Genomic DNA, 17906 nt, shown 5'->3' with positions numbered 1-17906 from the left:
TCAGCCGCGCGCCGCGATCGCTGCCGCGGCGCCCGCCATCACGCCGCCGGTGACGCGGTTGATCCGGCGCATCGTCCTGGGGCTGGCGACCAGCCGCCGCGCCCGGTCGGCGGCATAGGCGTAGCCGAGCAGGGTCGCGTTGATGATCAGCATGGTCAGCACCGCGACCTCGACGAAGGCGAGCGGCGTCAGTGCCTGCAGGTCGACCACCAGCGGCAGGATCGAGACGAAGAACACCATCACCTTGGGATTGCCGAGCGTCAGCGCGACGCCGCCGAGGAAGAGGCGGACGCCCTCGCCTCGCATCGCCGGCTGGTCTTCCAGGCTCTTCACCGGCGCGGTCCAGAGCTTCCAGGCGAGATAGATCAGATAGGCGCAACCCGCGTATTTGATCGCCAGGAAGAGCCCGTGGAAGCTCTGCATCAGCAGCGTCAGGCCGAGCGCGGAGAAGCTCAGCCAGATCAGATCGGCCGATGCGACGCCGAGCACGAAGGGCACCGTCCGCCGGAATCCGGTCGAGAGCGAGCGCGCCACGATCGCGGCGATGCCCGGTCCCGGCGAGGCGACGGCGAGGAAGTAGACACCGGCGAAAACCAGAAGCCCGGCGAGATCCATGGGGCGCAGCTCCCTGATATCGGCTTATTGCGGTCAGATTAGCAGCCTGCGCCGGATGTGTCCCATCGCCTTGCGTGATGGGAGAGATCAGCCGGTCTGGCGGATGCGCCCGCGCTTCTCGGCGCGAGCCTTGCCCATCGCGCCGAGGAAATCGCCGATCGATTGTTCCAGCGCCAGCGATTGCGCCGAGGTGGCCCGGACGCGGTCGTCGACCTGCCGGGCGAGCGCAGCCGCTTCGCGCGCGAGGCCCTCGACTAGCGCGGCATGGTGCGCGATGGCATCGACGCCCGAGGACGAGCTTTCGGCCCGCTCGACGATCGAGCGGATATGGCTGGCCTGCCCTGCGACCGATTCGGCGACGACATCGGCGCTGTCCTGCAGCGTCTGCATGGTCTGGCCGAGCCCGCGTACGGCTTCTCCGATAGCGCTCCCGGCGTCGACGACCTCGCCGACGCCGTGGCGGATGGTTTGCGTCGCGTTGTTGGTGGCCGCGGCGAGCGATTTGACCTCGGCGGCGACCACTGCGAAGCCCTTGCCAGCTTCGCCGGCGCGAGCGGCCTCGATGGTTGCGTTGAGCGCCAGCAGATTGGTCTGCGCGGCGAGGCTGCGGATCAGCTCGACCAGGCTGCCGATCCGGCCGCTCGCCTGCTGCAGCATCGCGACGCTGTCGCTGATCGCATGGCATTCGGCGTTCGCCGCCTGGGTAGCGCGGCTCGAACCCGCCGTCTCCTGGGAGATGCGCCCGCTGGCGAGCTGGCACTGTCGCGTCGCCGCGACGATCTCGGCCACGGAGGCGGCGACCTGCTCGGGTCGCTCCTGCGTTCCGGACAATGCCGACAGTGTCGCGCCGGCCTGGGTCGAGAGCTGGCCAGAGAAGCCGGCGACATCCGCCATACTCGCCTCGATTGCCGAGATGCGTTCGCCGATGCCGTCGCGAAAGGCCTGTTCGAGCGCGCCAAGCCGATTGTCGACATCGCTTTCGAGCGCATCGTCGAAGCAGGCTAGCGAAAAGGAGATGTCGGTGAGCATGAGCTTGCAGAACACGCGCAGCGCCTCGTCGACCGGGCCCCAGCGCCGCTTCCAGCGCGCGACCAGGACGGCGAGGAAGTTCGAGAAGTCCTCGAGGAAGAATTGCGGATAGTCGGCGAGCAGGATGTCGCGGTTGTTGGCGCGGCCGACGATGCGCAGTTTCGCCAGCCGATAGCGCTCGTCGAATTCGAGCTTGAACAGCTTGCGGTATTTCACCTGTTCGTCGGAAGCGACGTCGAGCTGGTCGAGATCGCGCTTGAAGGTCTTGGCGTAGAGCTTGCGGGTGGAGACGTCGAAATGCGGCTCCAGGATCGTCAGCAGCCTGCTGGCGATCGCGGCTTCAGCCTGCGTGAAGGACGGCTGCGACGGATGCATCGCCCGTAGTGTCGCGCGAAATGGTTAAGCAGCTTTCACGGGCCGTGGCCGGGACGAGAACCGCTCAGGGTGCCTGCCGGACCTCGCCGGGAGTGACCAGGAAGCGCTGCGCTCCGTCCGGGAGATCGCCGAACAGGGCCGGATCGGCGCCGGTCATCCAGACCTGGCAGCCGAGCTCGGCCAGCGTTGCATAGAGAGCTGCCCGCCGGCGCGGGTCGAGATGGGCGGCGACCTCGTCGAGCAGGACCAGTGGTGGCAGCTCGCTCATCGTCGCGACGAGGCGAGCATGGGCGAGCACCAGCCCGATCAGCAGCGCCTTCTGCTCGCCGGTCGAGCCCTGGCCCGCCGGGATGTCCTTGGCGGCATGGCGCACCGCGAGGTCGGAGGCCTGCGGGCCGGCAAGCGTGCGCCCGGCCGCCTTGTCGCGCGGGCGCATCTCGCGGAGCATCTCGCGATAGCGATCCTCGGCGTCGAGCGCCGGCAGGGTCGCGACGAGCGCGTCGATCTCGCCTTCCAGCGCGATATCGGCCTGCGGGAAGGGCGAGGTCTCGTCCGCGGTCTGGGCGATGATGGCGGAAAGCCGGGCCACCGTCTCGGCCCGGGCGGCGGCGACGGCGACGCCGAGCTCGGCGATCTCGCGCTCGACGGCGTCGAGCCAGCGCTGCTGGTGCGGGCTCTCGTCGAGGATGCGGTTGCGCGAGCGCAACGCCTTTTCCAGCGCATTCGAGCGTGTGCCGTGGCCAGGATCGACCGCCAGCACCAGCCGGTCGAGAAAGCGGCGGCGATCGCCGGCAGCGCCGCGGAACAGCCCGTCGAGATCGGGTGTCAGCCAGACCAGCCTGACATAGTCGCTGAAGGCCAGCGCCGAGCCGACGGAAGCGCCGTCGATCCGGGCGAGCCGTGCCCGCTTTCCCTCGGCATCGGGCGGCTCCAGCCCTATCCCGAGCCGCGCGCCGTCATTGGCGAGCCCGATCGAGACGGCAAAGCCGCCATCGCCGGACTGGCGAACCATGTCGGAGAGATCGGCGCGGCGGAGGCCACGGCCGGGCGCGAACAGCGAGAGCGCCTCGAGCAAATTGGTCTTGCCGGCGCCGTTCTCGCCGCACAGCGCAACGAGCCGGCCCTCGATCGCAAGATCGAGGGCCGGATAGGAGCGGAAATTCTGCAGCGTGAGGCGGGCGACCGCGGTCAAGACGCTTTGCCGGGATCAGACCCGCATCGGCATCAGCACATAGAGGGCCGAAGCGCCTTCGCGGTCCTGGATCACCGTCGGGGAGCCCGGATCGGCGAGCTTGAGCAGCGCGGTGTCGCCGTCGAGCTGGGCGGCGATGTCCATCAGATAGCGCGCATTGAACCCGATATCGAGCGGGCCGGCATCGTAGTCGACCTCGATCTCTTCGGTCGCCGAGCCGGAATCGGGGTTGGTGACTGACAGCGTCATCCGGCCATCGGCCATGGAGAGCTTCACGGCGCGGCCGCGCTCGGACGAGATCGTCGAGACGCGGTCGACGCTGGCTGCGAAATCACCCCTGTCGACGGTGAGCAGCTTGTCGTTCCCGGACGGAATGACGCGCTGATAGTCGGGGAAGGTGCCGTCGATCAGCTTGGAGGTCAGCACGACCTCGGCGGCGGCGACGCGGATCTTGGTGGCGGAGAGCTCGATCTGGACCTCGCTCTCGCCGTCTTCCAGCAGCTTCTGGATCTCGGCCACGGCCTTGCGCGGCACGATCACGCCGGGCATGCCGAGCGAGCCTTGCGGGGCGGCGGTATCGACGCGGGCGAGGCGGTGACCATCGGTCGCGACGGCGCGCAGCACCGGGCGCCCGTCGACATCGATGGCGTGCAGGTAGATGCCGTTGAGATAGTAGCGCGTCTCCTCGGTCGAGATCGCGAACTGGGTCTTGTCGATCAGCCGCTTGAACTCGCCGGCCGGCAGCACGAAACGATGCGCCATCTCGCCGGCGGTGATGTCGGGGAAATCGCTTTCCGGCAGCGTCTGCAGCGTGAAGCGCGAGCGGCCCGAGCGCAGCACCATCTGGCCGGTCTCGCCGGTGGTCTCGAGCGAGACCTGCGAGCCGTCGGGCAGTTTGCGGACGATGTCATAGAGGGTGTGGGCGGGCACCGTGGTCGCGCCGGCCTCGACGATATCGGCGGGCACGGTCTCGACCACCTCGATGTCGAGGTCGGTCGCCTTCAGTTTCAGCCCGTCCTCGCTGCCGCGCAGCAGGAGGTTCGACAGGATCGGGATCGTGTTGCGCCGCTCGACGACACGATGGACATGCCCGAGCGACTTCAGGAGCGTGGAGCGTTCGACCGTAACCTTCATGGCGTCTTCTGGCATGCTGGCGCCCGCGGCGAGCCGGCAGGCAGAAAGGTGGCCCGCGACATTGCCGGACGGCCGGGCCGCGCGCAAGGGCGCGCGAGCCCGCCTGCACAGTTAACGCAGAAGGGGAGGCTGGCGCCTCACTCCTGCAGCATGCGCTTCAGGAGATCGACCTCGTCATGGAGGAGACGGTCCTCGACGATCGCCTTCTCGATCTTGCGCACCGCATGCAGCACGGTGGTGTGGTCGCGCCCGCCGAAGCGGCGCCCGATCTCGGGCAACGAGCGCGGCGTCAGCGCCTTGGCGAGATACATCGCGATCTGGCGCGGCTTGACCACGGCCGCAGTCCGGCGCTCCGACAGGATGTCGGCGCGGCTGACATTGTAGCGGGTCGCGACCAGTTTCTGGATGTCCTCGATCTTGACCCGGCGCGGCTCGCGCGTCCGGACCAGATCGCGGATCGCCGCTTCCGCCGTCTCCATCGTCACGCTGGCGCCGGTCAGCGTCGCATGCGCCAGGATGCGGTTGGCGGCGCCGTCGAGATCGCGGCCATTGGTGGCGACGAGCTTGGCGACATAGGCGATCACGTCCGGATTGACGTGGAAGCTCGGATGGGCGGCCTTCAGCCCGTCGAGCCGGGTGGTCAGGATCTTGACCCGCAGCGCCTCGTCGAGCTCGCCGATCTCGACGACGAGGCCGCCGGCTAGCCGGGAGCGGATGCGCTCGTCGAGGGCCTCCAGATCGGTGGGCAGCCGGTCGGCGGCGACGACGATCTGCTTGCCGGCATCGATCAGCGCGTTGATCGTGTGGCCGAACTCCTGCTGGATCGAGCGGCCCTGGATGAACTGGACGTCGTCGACGATCAGCAGGTCGATGCCGCGCAGCTTCTCCTTGAAGGCGAGCGCCGTCTGCGACTTCAGTGCGGCGACGAAGCCGTACATGAAGCGGTCCGCGGTGAAATAGGCGACGCGCTTGCCATGCTGGCGCGCATCCTGGGCGATCGCCTGGATCAGATGCGTCTTGCCGAGGCCGACGCCGGCATGGAGATAGAGCGGGTTATAGGGCGTCGAGCCGGCGGGGGCCGCCGAGATCCGCTCCGCCGCAGCGAAGGCGAGCGCATTCGACTTGCCGACGACGAAGCTCTGGAACGTCATGCGCCGGTCGAGCAGCGTGCCGCAGGCGTCCATGGGGTCGCGGTCGCTGGCCGGGGTGGCGGCCGAAGCGGGGGCGACCTCCGACATCGGGGTGGCCGGGCGAGCCTGGGCCGGGCGCGCCCGCTGCGCCGAGAGATCCTGGCAGGGTTCGCTGCTCTCGCGCGCCACCTGGCGCACCGAAAGGGCGACCCCGTTGGGTGCATCGAGCTCGGCCATGCAGTGTGCCCGCAGGCGCTCGGCATAATGGGCTTCGAGCCAGCTCTTCAGGAAGCGGGTCGGCACGGTGAGATGGGCGACACCCTCGACGACCGCGCCGATCTCGACACGCGCAAACCAGCTCGAGAAGACGTCCTCGCCAAGCTCGGCGCGCAGGCGCCGGCGGACCCTGTCCCACCGATCCTTGGTCCCGGCGACGCTGGCCGGCTCGGTCGAGGCAAGCTTGGTCACCACGGGAGTGGCCGCAGTCTCGGCCAGATTGCCAGTCTCCATCCGCTCGAACATTCCAATTGCCCCATTCCATTGTCGCGCAGGTTGCCACCGCGTTTTCCGAGGTTGGCCATGCAGTGATTTGTTCATCGAGAAAAACGCTGCCCGCCTTCGGCGGCCCGAGAGCCGCGAAGCGAGGTCTTCCCAACGCTTTTCGAGGTAGAGCTGCGCGTTCTAAAAAGATCAGCCGCAGCTATGGTTTATTTCAAAGGCATTTAAATCTTTGAGACATAGAAGCTCATTCTTCCAACCCCGCCTGGTTGTAAGCCAAAACCGTCAAAAATTCTTTGAAGAGCCGGTTGAACATCGCTGTCCGCCCGCCGATGAAAAGGACCATACAGGGCCGCCTCGAACGGGGGCAATATCCCCCTCAGCCGGCTTCGTGGCTCGGGGGCATTCCGACCGGTGTCTGCCCTACCGGAAGGTGTCTCGCAATCAGTTGGGGAAGTTAAGCTTTTCTTTACCGGGCAGGTCTCGCGCCGGCTCCGAATCTTTTTTTTCGAAGCCTGCCCCCTGCCCCATTCGGGGGGCGGGGATTCACTCAGCTGAATTGCTTTGCCCACTAAGGTGATGAAAAATATGGAGGAATTTTGTGCGGTCAAAAGTCCCGGGTGGGACGGTTTTCGACAACCAAAACGATATCGAAGTCAAGTCGGTAAAGTCGTGGAAAGATTGCGGAATCGCCGTTGACAGCGGGTGTTGCGGCGCAGCATCGGGCACCGCTTTGCGATCGACCGGACAAACAAAAACCCGGCCTTTCGGCCGGGTCGAAAACTGCTCGCAAATCCGCTCTGATGAACGGCAATCAGGAAGCCAGCGCACCGATACGGTGAGCGAGACGCGAGACCTTGCGCGAAGCGGTGTTCTTGTGAACCACGCCCTTCTGAGCGGCCCGCATCAACTCCGGCTGGGCAGCCTGCAGGGCGGCGGCAGCGGCGCCCTTGTCACCGGAGGCAATCGCCTCCTCGACCTTGCGCAGGAAGGTGCGCACGCGGCTGCGGCGCGCCTTGTTCACTTCGGTGCGCCGCACGATCTTGCGCGCGGCCTTCTTGGCCGAAGTCGTGTTGGCCATCGTAACGTCCTCGTCCTCATCGCGGTGAGCGCCTGGCTATCGCCGGCTGGCACGACCACGGACCTTCAGTTGAAAATGCGAGCGACGGTCCTGCCGGAGCAAGACCGCCGCGAGGCCCGACCCTATAGTTCCTGCCGGGCCCGGCGTCAACGGCGGAATCGTAGACGCCTTCAATCCGTCTTGCGGCGGACCGCCACGGCCTCGATCTCGACGAGATAGCCATGGTGCAGCTCGGGCACGGGAACAACGGCACGGGCCGGCCTGTACGGCCCGAAGACCTCGGCATAGACCGCATTGAACTGCGGCCAATGCGCGGCCCCGACCAGATAGGCGGTGACCTTCAGCACATCGGCCGGGCCGCAGCCGGCGGCGTCGAGCACCGCCAGGAGATTGTCGAGCGCCTGGCGCGCCTGCACCGCGAAGGGCTCGCCAGCAGTGTGGCTGCCATCGGGGCGCGGCGCGAGCTGGCCGGAGACGAAGACCAGATCCTTATACGCGACCGCCTGCGCATAATGCCCGGCCGGCGCCGGGACATCAGGCGACAGGATCGTTTCGATCTCGCTCACGCGCCCTCGCCGATAAAGCGCGCGAAGCTGGCAAGGTCGACATTGCCGCCGCTCAGGATGACGCCGACGCGCTTGCCTTCGACCGGAACCGCGCCGGTGAAGGCGGCGGCGGCGGCAAGGCAGCCGGTCGGCTCGACCACGAGCTTCATCCGCTCGGCGAAGAAGCGCATCGCCGCGACGAGGGCGGCGTCCGGCACGGTGACGATGTCCTCGACGAGATCGCGGATGATCGGGAAGGTGTAATTGCCGAGGAAGGCGGTCTGGGCGCCGTCGGCGATGGTCTTGGGCACGTCGATCTTGACGATCTCGCCCTTGCGCAGCGATTGCTGGCCGTCATTGCCGGCTTCGGGCTCGACGCCATAGACCTTGCAGCCTGGATTGAGCGCCTTGGCCGCCAGGAGTGCGCCGGCGAGCAATCCGCCGCCACCGAGGCAGACCAGGAGGACGTCGAGCTCGCCGGCCTCCTCGATCAGCTCCTTGGTCGCCGTGCCCTGGCCGGCGATGACATCGGGATGATCGTAGGGCGGGATCAGCGTCAGTCCGCGCTCGGCCGCCAGCCGGTCCCCCAGCTCGAGCCGGTCCTGGGTGTAGCGGTCATAGGTGACGACCTCAGCGCCATAGCCCTTGGTCGCCGCGACCTTCGCCGCGGGGGCGTCGAGCGGCATGATGATCGTCGCCGGCGCGCCCAGCAGCCTGCTGGCATAGGCGATCGCTTGGGCGTGGTTGCCGGAGGAATAGGTCAGGACGCCGGCCTTGCGCTGCTCGGGCGTCAGTGCCGCGATGGCATTATAGCCGCCGCGGAACTTGAAGGCGCCCATGCGCTGCAGGTTCTCCGCCTTGAAGACGAGATTGGCGCCGGTGCGCTCATTGGCGGTGCGCGAGGTCAGCGCCGGCGTCCGATGCGCGACGCCGGCGATGCGCTGTGCCGCCACTTCGACATCGGCATAGCTCGGCAGCGCGATGCCGTCGGTGAGGGAGCGGGCTGCGGCGGTCATGGCAAATCCTGCGTGCTCTTAAGAGTGAGCAGCCATGGTCCAGCAGCGCCGCCGGCCTTTCAAGTGAAAGAAATTGGCCCCGGCCATGCGTGGCGCTGATCGGCCGGGGCTTGCCTCTGTCAGTAGTTCTTGAACTCGGGCTTCCGCTTCTCGATGAAGGCGGCCATGCCTTCCTTCTGGTCGTGCGTGCCGAACAGCGCCGAGAAGACGCGGCGCTCGAAGCGCAGCCCCTCGGCCAGCGTCGTCTCGAAGGCGCGATTGACCGATTCCTTGGCCGAGAGCAGCGAGGGCAGCGACTTCGAGGCAATCTGCTCGGCCGCCTTCAGCGTCTCGGTCATCAGCTCGGCGAGCGGGACGATGCGGGCGACCAGCCCGGCGCGCTCGGCTTCGTTCACATCCATGAAGCGGCCGGTGAGGCAAAGGTCCATCGCCTTGGCCTTGCCGATCGCATGGGTCAGGCGCTGGGTGCCGCCGGCGCCGGGGATGACGGCGAGGTTGATCTCGGGCTGGCCGAACTTGGCGTTGTCGGCGGCGATGATGAAATCGGCCATCATCGCGAGCTCGCAGCCGCCGCCGAGCGCGAAGCCCGCGACCGCCGCGATGATCGGCTTGCGGCGCTGGCCGATCCGGTCCCAATCGGCGAACTTGTCGTCGAGATAGGTGCCGGGATAGCTGCGCTCCTGCATCGCCTTGATGTCGGCGCCGGCAGCGAAGGCCTTCTCCGAACCGGTCATGACGACGCAGCCGATATCGTCGTCGCGCTCGAAGCCGTCGAGCGCCGCGTTGATGTCGGCGATCAGCTGGACGTTCAGCGCGTTCAGGGCCTGCGGCCGGTTCAGCGTGATGATGCCGACCTTGCCCTTCACCTCGACGAGAATGGTCTCATAAGCCATGGCGGCCTCCCGTATGCTGTTGTCGGGCCAGCATTAGCGGCGGGTGCAGGGAGAAGTCCATGCGCGCCGATGCAAGTTGCGCCTAGGGCTGAATGACCGCGGCGATCGTGCATCGGAAATTTTCGCCACCGCAAAGGCGCTTCGTGCGTTGATGGTTTGTAGCCGCCGAGCAGGAGGTGCGCATGACCGGCAAAACTCGAACCGATACGGCCTCGCGCCTCGTCAAGGCCTCGCCCGGCGCGGTCTACAATGCCTTCGCTGACCCGGCCGTGCTGTCGCGCTGGCTGCCGCCGAAGGGGATGCGGGCGACGATCGAGCGCTTCGAGCCGCATCCGGGCGGCAGCTACCGCATGGTCCTGACCTATGACGACCCGAGCGGGGCTCCCGGAAAGGCCACGGCCGACAGCGATATCGTCGAAGGCCGCTTCATCGCGCTCGATCCTGGCGAGCGCATCGTCTGGGAGGTCGGCTTCGTCTCGGACGATCCGGCCTTCGCCGGCACGATGACCATGACCTGGCGCTTCAAGGAAGTCCGCGACGGCACCGAGGTGACGATCCTGTGCGAGAACGTCCCGGCCGGCATCGGCAAGGCCGATCACAATGCCGGCCTGCGCTCGACGCTGGAGAACCTCGCCCAGTTCATTGAAAACGCCTGATCAGGCGGCCGGCCCGGCTTCGGCGAGCAGGCGCTGGAGCGCCGAAGGGGTCGTGCGCGAACGCCAGGCGGCGATCAGCCTGTCGGCATTGGCCTCGGGCGCGACGGCCGAATCCAGCTCGGCATCATAGCGGCAATAGCTGTGGATCTGGTGGAAGTCGCGGCGCGCATCGCCGATCCGCCGGTCGCCGCGGGCGATCTCGCGGCGTTCCAGCTCGGCGAGGTCGCAATGCAGGCCGACGAAGAAGACGTCCTGACCTTCGAGCAGGCGGACCAGCCGCAGCAGCCAGGCGCGACTCTCCATGATGTGCTCGACGATCAGATTGTTGCCGCAGCGGACATAGGCCAGCAGCGATTGCTCGAAGCCCTCGAAGAAGGCATCGCGCATTGTGGCCCACTGGAATTCGCCAGAGCGGATGCGCGCCGTCGGCAGCACGCCGGAATCGCGGAGATGGTCGATCGAGATATGCCAGAACGGTTCCTCGATCCGGGCCTGCACCGCGCGCGCCAGCGAGGATTTGCCGCTGCTGGAGGCACCGTTGAGCAGGATGATCCTGCCGGGCGGACGAGGGCTGCCGGACATGGTGATTCTCAGGCCCGCTTCTGGCAGCTCTCGCAATAGAAGGTCGAGCGCCCGGACTGCACCAGCCGCTTGATCAGATGGTCGCAGCCCGGCGTGACGCAAGGCTCGTCCTCGCGGTCATAGACCTTGAAGCGATGCTGGAAATAGCCGAGCGAGCCGTCGGCATGGGCAAAGTCGCGCAAGGTCGAGCCGCCGGCGGCGATCGCCTCCTCCAGCACGTCGCGAATGATCCCAGCCAGCAGATGCGCCTTCTCGCGCGGCTTGCCGGTCGGCGTCGCCAGCGAGCCGGCCTCGGCTTCGGGGTGCAGCCCGGCGCGGAACAGTGCTTCGCAGACATAGATATTGCCGAGTCCGGCGATCAGCCGCTGGTCGAGCAAGGCCGCCTTCAGCGGCGCGACTTTTCCGGAGAACAGCTTGGCCAGAAGCTCGCCGGAGAGCTCGTTGCCGAGCGGCTCGATGCCCATCCCGGCGAAATGCTTCGACGTTTCCAGCCCGGCGCGGGGCAAAAGATCCATGAAGCCGAAGCGGCGGACGTCGTTATAGGTGACCCGCGCGCCGGAACCGAGATGGAAGACGACATGGTCGTGAACGAGATGCCGGCCGATCTCGTTGTAATAGGCGCCGGGCTCGGTCGGCGGCGTGCCGGGGGCCTCGACGATGAAGCGCCCGCTCATGCCGAGATGCATGACCAGTGCCTGCCCGTCGTCGAGATCGGCGATCAGGTATTTCGCCCGCCGCGACAGCGCCTCGACCCGCCGCCCGGTCAGGCGCTCGGTGAAGCGCTCGGGCAGGGGGAAGCGCAGATCGGGCCGGTTCTGCTCGACGCGCGCGAAGCGCTCGCCGAGCATGGCGGGCTCCAGCCCGCGCCGGACGGTTTCGACCTCGGGAAGTTCAGGCATGGCATCGGCTCTTCAGCATGCGTCGAGAGGGCCCGCGACAAGGCCCGATGCTTTCGCTATTCATCGCCTCACCCGAACACAAGAGCGGCCCAACCGTGACAGCAGCCTCCGACACCACCCATTTCGGCTTCGAGAACGTGCCGCTTGGCGAGAAGCAGGCCAAGGTCGACGACGTCTTCCACAAGGTCGCCGGCCGCTATGACCTGATGAACGACTTGATGTCGGCCGGCCTGCATCGCGCCTGGAAGGAGGCGCTGCTCACCGCGCTGAAGCCGCCGCGCGACCGGCCTTTCCATCATCTCGATGTCGCCGGCGGCACTGGCGACGTCGCTTTCAAGGTGCTGGAGGAGGGCGGACAGCAGACCGACGTCACCGTGCTCGACATCAACGCCGAGATGCTCGCCGTCGGGCGCGAGCGCGCCCAGAAGCGCTTTCCCGATGACGACCGCATCCGTTTCGTCCAGGGCAATGCCGAGGAGCTGGCGCTGCCGGACGCGACGTTCGACGCCTACACCATCGCCTTCGGCATCAGGAACGTGCCGCGCATCGAGAAGGCGCTGGCCGAGGCCTATCGCGTGCTGAAGCGTGGCGGCCGTTTCCTCTGCCTCGAATTCTCCCATGTCGACGTGCCTGTCCTCGACAAGATCTACGAGGCCTATTCCTTCAACGTCATCCCGCCGATGGGCAGGATGGTGACGGGCGAGGCCGAGCCCTACCAGTATCTGGTCGAATCGATCCGCAAGTTCCCGCGCCCGCAGGTCTTCGCCAACATGATCGCCGAGGCGGGCTTCCGTCGCGCCAGCTTCACGCCGATGACCGGCGGGGTCGTGGCGCTGCATTCCGGCTGGAAGCTGTGACGGGCGCTGCCGCCGCATGATCTCCGCGCTTGCCCATCTCGCCCGCTCGGCGCGGGTCGGCTTCGTGCTGGCGCGCGAAGGTGCGCTCGCGCTGGTCGATCCTTCCGTGCTGCCGCCGGCGGCGCGGGGCCTGATCGCGCTCGGCCGCCTGATCGAGCGCCGCGGCGCCGGCTCCTCCGCGACGCGCCTTGCCGCAGCGCTGACCCGGCTCGGACCGTCCTATGTCAAGTTCGGCCAGTTCCTGGCGACGCGGCCCGATGTCGTCGGCATGAAGATCGCCGAGGACCTCTCGGCGCTGCAGGACAGGATGGCGCCCTTCCCGATGGCGCAGGCGCGCGCCGCGATCGAGGCCGCCCATGGCGAGCCGGCCGAGGCGATCTTCGCCGAATTCGGCGAGCCGGTCGCGGCCGCCTCGATCGCCCAGGTCCACCGTGCCCGCCGCAAGGATGGCAGCGAGGTCGCGGTCAAGATCCTCAGGCCCGGCATCCGCGACCGCTTCCACCGCGATCTCGCCGCGATGCGCTTCGGCGCCGAGCTTGCCGAGCGCCGTTCGCCCGAAGCACGACGCCTGCGCTTCGTCGCCATCGTCGAGACCCTGGCACGCTCGGTCGCCATGGAGATGGACCTGCGCCTGGAGGCGGCGGCTCTCTCCGAGTTCGCCGAGAATACCAAGGAGGACAAGGATTTCCGCGTGCCGGTGCCGGATTGGCAGCTCACCGCCCGCGAGATTCTGATCGACGAGTGGATCGACGGCATCCGCCTCTCCGATGTCGAGGCGCTCCGCGCCGCCGGCCATGATCTGCCGGCGCTCGGCCGCAACGTCATCCAGTCCTTCCTGAAGCACGCGATCCGCGACGGCTTCTTCCACGCCGACATGCATCCGGGGAACCTGTTCGTCGATGCGGAGGGGCGGCTCGTCGCGGTCGATGGCGGCATCATGGGCCGGCTCGGCCACAAGGAACGGCGTTTCCTCGCCGAGATCCTGTTCGGCTTCATCACCCGCGACTATCGCCGCGTCGCCGAGGTGCATTTCGAGGCCGGTTATGTGCCGCCGCACCATTCGGTCGACGACTTCGCCCAGGCGATCCGCGCCGTCGGCGAGCCGATCCACGACCGGCGCGCCGACGAGATCTCGATGGCGAAGGTGCTGACGCTGCTGTTCGAGATCACCGGCCTGTTCGACATGGCGACGCGCACCGAGCTCGTCATGCTGCAGAAGACCATGGTCGTGGTCGAGGGCGTCGCCCGCACGCTCGATCCCCATCTCGACATGTGGACCACGGCCGAGCCGGTGGTGCGCGACTGGCTGACGCGCAATCTCGGCCCGATCGGGCGCATCGAGGATGCCGGCCGCAGCGTGCGCACCCTCGTCGGCAGCCTTGCCAACCTGCCGGAAACGGTCGGCCGGGCTGAACGCGTGCTCGGTCAGCTCGAGGATGCCTCGCGCCATGGCTTTTCGCTCGACGAAGCCAGCGTCCAGGCGATCGGGCGGGCAGAGGCGGCGCGCAATCGCTGGGGCAACTGGGCGCTCTGGCTGATTGCGGCGCTGCTCGCTTGGAAGGTGTTCTTCGACTAGCGAGCAGGTCCGCTCACGGCGCGGATTGGAAACCATTTGAACGGTTTCAGCTTTACAAGCGCCGGCCCCTCGGGATTCCTTTAGGGCAAGGCCGGAGCTGTCTTCGCATGGCCTATGCGCCCTGCGACAGCAACCAAAGAGCCGCTTTCCTCAGGTTGCGTCGTTCAGGAGTCGCGTCATGTCCCGCCTTCTCGGCATTCTCGCCTTTTTATGCGCCTCGCTCGCCGGCCTCGCCGCGGCGCAGGCCAAGGTCGATGTTCGCGTCGACATCGCTGCCCAGCGCATGAGTGTCGCCACCAGTGACGGCGAAACCTACAACTGGGCGATCTCGTCCGGCCGCAAGGGCTTCCGCTCGCCCAACGGCATCTATCGCCCGACCCGGCTCGAGCGCAGCTGGTACTCGCGCAAATATGGCGGGGCGATGCCCTATGCCGTGTTCTTCCGCGGCGGCTATGCCATCCATGGTACCACGGCCGTCGGCGCGCTCGGTCGCCCGGCCTCGCATGGCTGCATCCGCCTGCACCCGGCCAATGCGGCCAAGCTGTTCGCGCTGGTCAAGAAGCACGGCGCCGGCAGCACCCGCATCGCGCTGAACGGCGCCGCGACCGACAATCTCTCGCGCTTCGCCAAAGCGTCCTCTGGCAGCAAGCACAAGATCGCCAAGGCCAAGGTCAAGACGCAGAAGGCCGTGCTGACTGCCAAGCAGCAGCGCCAGGGCCCGGCCTGGGGCGAGGCGCGCGAGCAGATGCTGCTCAGGCCGGCGATCCCGGCCGGTGCGATCGGCTTCCAGCCGACGGCGGGGCCGGGCTGGCGCTAGCCTCGACGGTCAGATCGCTTCGGCGGCGATCCGCACCCAGCCTTCCAGCATCTCTCCCGGTTGCAGCCGGGCGAGCGGCGAGGCCTCGCGCACGATCTTCTCGCTCGGTGCGCCTGCGGCGTGGCTCTGCGGCTCGGCGCAGAGGAAATCGACGCCGGCGGGAGCCCAGACCACCGGGCAGCGCAGGTTTTCGCTCGCGCTCAGCGTGATGGCGAGACCGGTCGAGGGCGTCTCGATCCGGGCGATGCCATCCCAGCCGAGGAAGCTCCAGGCGGTTTCCGCTCCGGTGGCGAAGACCGGATTGCCGGCATAGGGGCCGCCATCGCCGAAGGCCTGCGTGCCGGTGGCGCGGAACTGGTCGCCGAAGATCAGCGCGCCGGTCGCGGTCATCCGCAGGCGCGTGTCGGCGGCGCAGGGGAACCAGGGATGCAGGCCCATGCCGAAGGGTAGGACCCGGTCGGCCTCGTTGGTCAGCGACAGCGTCACGGTCATACCGTCTTCGCCCAGCCGGATCTCCTGTTTCGCCAGGTAGCGATAGGGATCCGGGCCATCCGCCCGGCGATGCACCAGCACGGTATGGCCGATATCCTGCTGCTCGATCTGCCAGGCGGACTGCCAGCCGAAGCCGTGGATCGTGCCGGCCGGATTGTTCGAGGGCACGGTGAACCGGGTGTGACCGTCGTCGACCAGGCTGTCGAAGGCGCGGTTGGCGAAAGGCAGCATCGCCCAGGCCCCGAACTTGTTCGGCGTCTGCGTCTGCGTCGCGACCCCTGCGGGCGCATGCAGCAGCGGCAGCACCGTCCCGTCCGGCCCCTGCCAGTCGAGCGCGGCGATCGTGCCGCCGGCGTCAGGGGCGATGCGGGCCGTATAGCGGCCGGCCGAGAGGGTCAGCATGATCGTGTCCTTCGCGACAATCCGGGCTGCGAACGCGGCGTCCGCTCACCCTCGCCTCGATTGCGCCGGCGGGCCGTATCGTCAAGGGCCGAGCGGGCTTGACCGGGCCGCGCCGGCCGGGGAGATTCCACGCCTCTTCGCTTCGCCTCGGCCGGAATGCCGGACGGGGCACGTATCCCGCCGGAGCCTGCCATGCCCACACCCCTGATCGCGCTCGACTGGGGCACGACGCGCGCCCGCGCCTTCCTCATCGCCGAGGATGGTGCCGTACTGGCGAAACGCGTTGCCGATCGCGGCATCCAGTCGGTGCCATCAGGCGGCTTCCCGGCCGCCTTCGCTGAGATCGCCGGCGAATTCCGCAAGGCGCGGCCCGATGCCTCGGTGCTGCTCGCCGGCATGGTCGGCAGCCGCAATGGCTGGGTCGAGGCGCCCTATGTCGCCTGCCCTGCGAGCCCCGATGAGATCGCCGCTGCAGGTCTCGCCGTCACGCTCGACGACGGCACGCGCGCGACCATCCTGCCCGGGCTGTCCTGTGACGAAGGCGCCTTCGACGTGATGCGCGGCGAGGAAACGCTGATCGTCGGGCTCGGCCTCACAGATGGTATCGCCTGCCTGCCCGGCACCCATTCGAAATGGGCCGAGGTCAAAGGCGGGCGCATCATCCGCTTTGCCAGTTTCATGACCGGCGAGGTCTACGGCCTGCTGCGCGAGCACTCGATCCTGTCGCGCCTGGCGAGCGAACCGAAGGATGGCGACGCCGCCGAGGGCATGCGGCGCGGGCTCGCCGCGGCGCAGCGGCCGGGCGGGTTGCTCAACGCCGCTTTCCATGCCCGCAGTGACGTCCTGGGCGGGCGCATGCAGGGCGGCGCGGTCGGGCCCTATCTCTCCGCCCTGCTGGTGGCGCAGGAGATCGAGGGCGCCCGTGCTTTGTTCGGTGGCCTCGATAATCTTCACCTCGTCGCCGACGGCGTGCTCGCCGGAAGCTATGGTCGGGCGCTCGCCGCCGCAGGCCTGGACCATGGCCTGACCACGCCTGAGGAAGCCTTCGTCGCCGGCGTCACCCGCCTCGCGCGGGGCTTGTCGGCATGATCACCGTCTTCGGCTCGCTGAATGTCGATCTGGTCACGCCGGTCGAGCGCCTGCCCGGTGCCGGCGAGACCGTGCTCGGCCCGGGCTATGCGCTGCATCCCGGCGGCAAGGGTGCCAACCAGGCGCTGGCGGCCCGCCGCGCCGGCGCGGAGGTGACGCTGGTCGGTGCCGTCGGCCGCGACGGCTTCGCCGAGATCGCGCTGCGGCTCTTGGCAGAAGATGGCGTCGATCTCTCCCATCTCGCGCGCGTCGAGGCGCCGACGGGTGCGGCCTTCATCGCCGTCGACGCCGCCGGCTCCAACCAGATCGTCGTCGCTGCCGGCGCCAATGCACTGGCCCGGGCCGATGCGGTGGAGACCCTGAAACCCGGCGAGGGCGACCTGCTGCTGCTCCAGCGCGAGGTTCCGGAGAACGAATGCCTGCGAGCGGCGCGGGCGATGCGCGCCGGCGGCGGCCGGGTGATCCTCAACCTCGCCCCGGCCGGCGCGCCCGAGCCGGAGCTGCTGGCGCTGACCGACATCCTGATCGTCAACGAGCACGAGGCCCTGATCCTCGCCGGCTCGCTCGGCTGGGTCGAGGCCGAGCCCGATGCGATCGCCCAGCGCATCGATGGCGAACGCGGCATCGCCTGCATCGTCACGCTGGGGAGCGCCGGCGCGGTCGGTTGGCATGGCGGCGTCCGGCGCCGGCTCGAGGCGCCGGTCGTCGATGCCGTCGATACCGTCGCGGCCGGCGACAGCTTCGTCGGCGCCTTTGCCGCGGCGCTGCAGGCCGGCTTCGGCTTCTCCGGCGCGCTCCAGCGCGGGCTCGCCGCCGGCTCGCTCGCCTGCACGGTGGCGGGCGCGCAGCCGAGCGTGCCACGTCGCGAGGCGATCGAGGCCCTGGCCGGCAAGAGTTTCCTGTAGGACGAGCGTTCCGTAGAACGCGACCGATCCGGTTGAGCGCGAATTAAGCCTGGCGGCGCTCCGGAAGGCGGAAACGCGTCGGCTGCGGCGGTTTCTGCATGCCGATTTACCCTTGGTCAGCAC

Annotated in this window: 18 protein-coding genes; 6 read left to right on the top strand and 12 right to left on the bottom strand. The window is 68.1% G+C overall.

What is annotated here, in order from left to right; all coding sequences use genetic code 11:
* From VGV58_RS24535 to VGV58_RS24495, 9 genes are all read right to left on the bottom strand, one after another.
* Positions 1-615 carry a LysE family translocator gene (locus tag VGV58_RS24535; RefSeq protein WP_326876669.1) on the bottom strand — a complete coding sequence of 205 codons (615 nt, stop codon included), beginning with the start codon at positions 613-615 and terminating at the stop codon, positions 1-3.
* A gap of 87 nt (positions 616-702) precedes the next feature.
* Complete coding sequence (locus VGV58_RS24530) at positions 703-2019, bottom strand: methyl-accepting chemotaxis protein (protein ID WP_326876668.1); 1317 nt, start codon at positions 2017-2019, stop codon at positions 703-705.
* 64 nt (positions 2020-2083) lie between these two features.
* Positions 2084-3211, bottom strand: coding sequence for a DNA replication/repair protein RecF (gene recF, locus VGV58_RS24525; protein WP_326876667.1), 1128 nt, complete (start codon positions 3209-3211; stop codon positions 2084-2086).
* Positions 3212-3226: 15 nt separating this feature from the next.
* Complete coding sequence (dnaN, locus tag VGV58_RS24520; protein WP_326876666.1) at positions 3227-4345, bottom strand: DNA polymerase III subunit beta; 1119 nt, start codon at positions 4343-4345, stop codon at positions 3227-3229.
* A gap of 137 nt (positions 4346-4482) precedes the next feature.
* The gene (dnaA, locus tag VGV58_RS24515) at positions 4483-5997 is read right to left on the bottom strand and encodes a chromosomal replication initiator protein DnaA (RefSeq protein ID WP_326876665.1); all 1515 of its coding nucleotides are present in this window, start codon (positions 5995-5997) and stop codon (positions 4483-4485) included.
* A 790-nt stretch (positions 5998-6787) separates the two neighbouring features.
* Positions 6788-7054 carry a 30S ribosomal protein S20 gene (gene rpsT / locus VGV58_RS24510; protein WP_326876664.1) on the bottom strand — a complete coding sequence of 89 codons (267 nt, stop codon included), beginning with the start codon at positions 7052-7054 and terminating at the stop codon, positions 6788-6790.
* Positions 7055-7224: 170 nt separating this feature from the next.
* Entirely contained in the window at positions 7225-7620 is a 396-nt protein-coding gene (locus VGV58_RS24505) for a RidA family protein (protein WP_326876663.1), read from the bottom strand.
* Positions 7617-8615 (bottom strand): threo-3-hydroxy-L-aspartate ammonia-lyase, encoded by a 999-nt coding sequence (locus tag VGV58_RS24500; protein WP_326876662.1) that lies wholly within the window; start codon positions 8613-8615, stop codon positions 7617-7619. The genes VGV58_RS24505 and VGV58_RS24500 overlap by 4 nt, the downstream gene beginning before the upstream one ends.
* 119 nt (positions 8616-8734) lie before the next feature.
* Complete coding sequence (locus VGV58_RS24495) at positions 8735-9508, bottom strand: enoyl-CoA hydratase (protein ID WP_326876661.1); 774 nt, start codon at positions 9506-9508, stop codon at positions 8735-8737.
* Between the two features lie 182 nt (positions 9509-9690).
* Here VGV58_RS24495 and VGV58_RS24490 point away from each other — a divergent pair, with 182 nt between their 5' ends.
* Positions 9691-10164, top strand: a complete 474-nt coding sequence (locus VGV58_RS24490) for an SRPBCC family protein (protein WP_326876660.1) — start codon at positions 9691-9693, stop codon at positions 10162-10164.
* Here VGV58_RS24490 and VGV58_RS24485 read toward each other — a convergent pair whose 3' ends face one another.
* Together VGV58_RS24485 and mutM are read right to left on the bottom strand one after the other, a co-directional pair.
* Positions 10165-10746 (bottom strand): chloramphenicol phosphotransferase CPT family protein, encoded by a 582-nt coding sequence (locus tag VGV58_RS24485; protein ID WP_326876659.1) that lies wholly within the window; start codon positions 10744-10746, stop codon positions 10165-10167. It lies immediately after the preceding gene.
* Positions 10747-10754: 8 nt separating this feature from the next.
* Entirely contained in the window at positions 10755-11645 is an 891-nt protein-coding gene (mutM, locus tag VGV58_RS24480) for a bifunctional DNA-formamidopyrimidine glycosylase/DNA-(apurinic or apyrimidinic site) lyase (RefSeq protein ID WP_326876658.1), read from the bottom strand.
* Positions 11646-11740: 95 nt separating this feature from the next.
* On the opposite strand from mutM, the gene ubiE reads away from it, so the two are divergent.
* The 3 genes from ubiE (at position 11741) to VGV58_RS24465 (ending at position 14895) form a co-directional block, all read left to right on the top strand.
* Positions 11741-12502, top strand: coding sequence for a bifunctional demethylmenaquinone methyltransferase/2-methoxy-6-polyprenyl-1,4-benzoquinol methylase UbiE (gene ubiE / locus VGV58_RS24475; protein ID WP_326876657.1), 762 nt, complete (start codon positions 11741-11743; stop codon positions 12500-12502).
* A gap of 16 nt (positions 12503-12518) precedes the next feature.
* Positions 12519-14078: a 2-polyprenylphenol 6-hydroxylase gene (ubiB, locus tag VGV58_RS24470; RefSeq protein ID WP_326876656.1), complete on the top strand. Its 1560-nt coding sequence runs from the start codon at positions 12519-12521 to the stop codon at positions 14076-14078.
* Positions 14079-14256: 178 nt separating this feature from the next.
* A complete protein-coding gene (locus VGV58_RS24465) occupies positions 14257-14895 on the top strand; it encodes a L,D-transpeptidase (protein WP_326876655.1) in 639 nt (212 codons plus the stop codon).
* A 9-nt stretch (positions 14896-14904) separates the two neighbouring features.
* Here VGV58_RS24465 and VGV58_RS24460 read toward each other — a convergent pair whose 3' ends face one another.
* Positions 14905-15789, bottom strand: coding sequence for an aldose epimerase family protein (locus VGV58_RS24460; protein ID WP_326876654.1), 885 nt, complete (start codon positions 15787-15789; stop codon positions 14905-14907).
* Positions 15790-15981: 192 nt separating this feature from the next.
* On the opposite strand from VGV58_RS24460, the gene VGV58_RS24455 reads away from it, so the two are divergent.
* Both VGV58_RS24455 and VGV58_RS24450 read left to right on the top strand, forming a co-directional pair.
* On the top strand, positions 15982-16878 hold the full coding sequence (locus VGV58_RS24455) for a 2-dehydro-3-deoxygalactonokinase (protein ID WP_326876653.1): 897 nt from the start codon (positions 15982-15984) through the stop codon (positions 16876-16878).
* Positions 16875-17783 carry a ribokinase gene (locus VGV58_RS24450; protein ID WP_326876652.1) on the top strand — a complete coding sequence of 303 codons (909 nt, stop codon included), beginning with the start codon at positions 16875-16877 and terminating at the stop codon, positions 17781-17783. Before VGV58_RS24455 ends, VGV58_RS24450 begins: the two co-directional genes overlap by 4 nt.
* Positions 17784-17906 lie beyond the last annotated feature (123 nt).

Origin of the sequence: Allobosea sp., from assembly GCF_035944895.1 — a bacterium.
In the GTDB taxonomy this organism is placed as follows: domain Bacteria; phylum Pseudomonadota; class Alphaproteobacteria; order Rhizobiales; family Beijerinckiaceae; genus Allobosea.
Note: the sequence above shows the minus strand (reverse complement) of the source record. Positions and strands in the feature narration are given on the sequence as shown.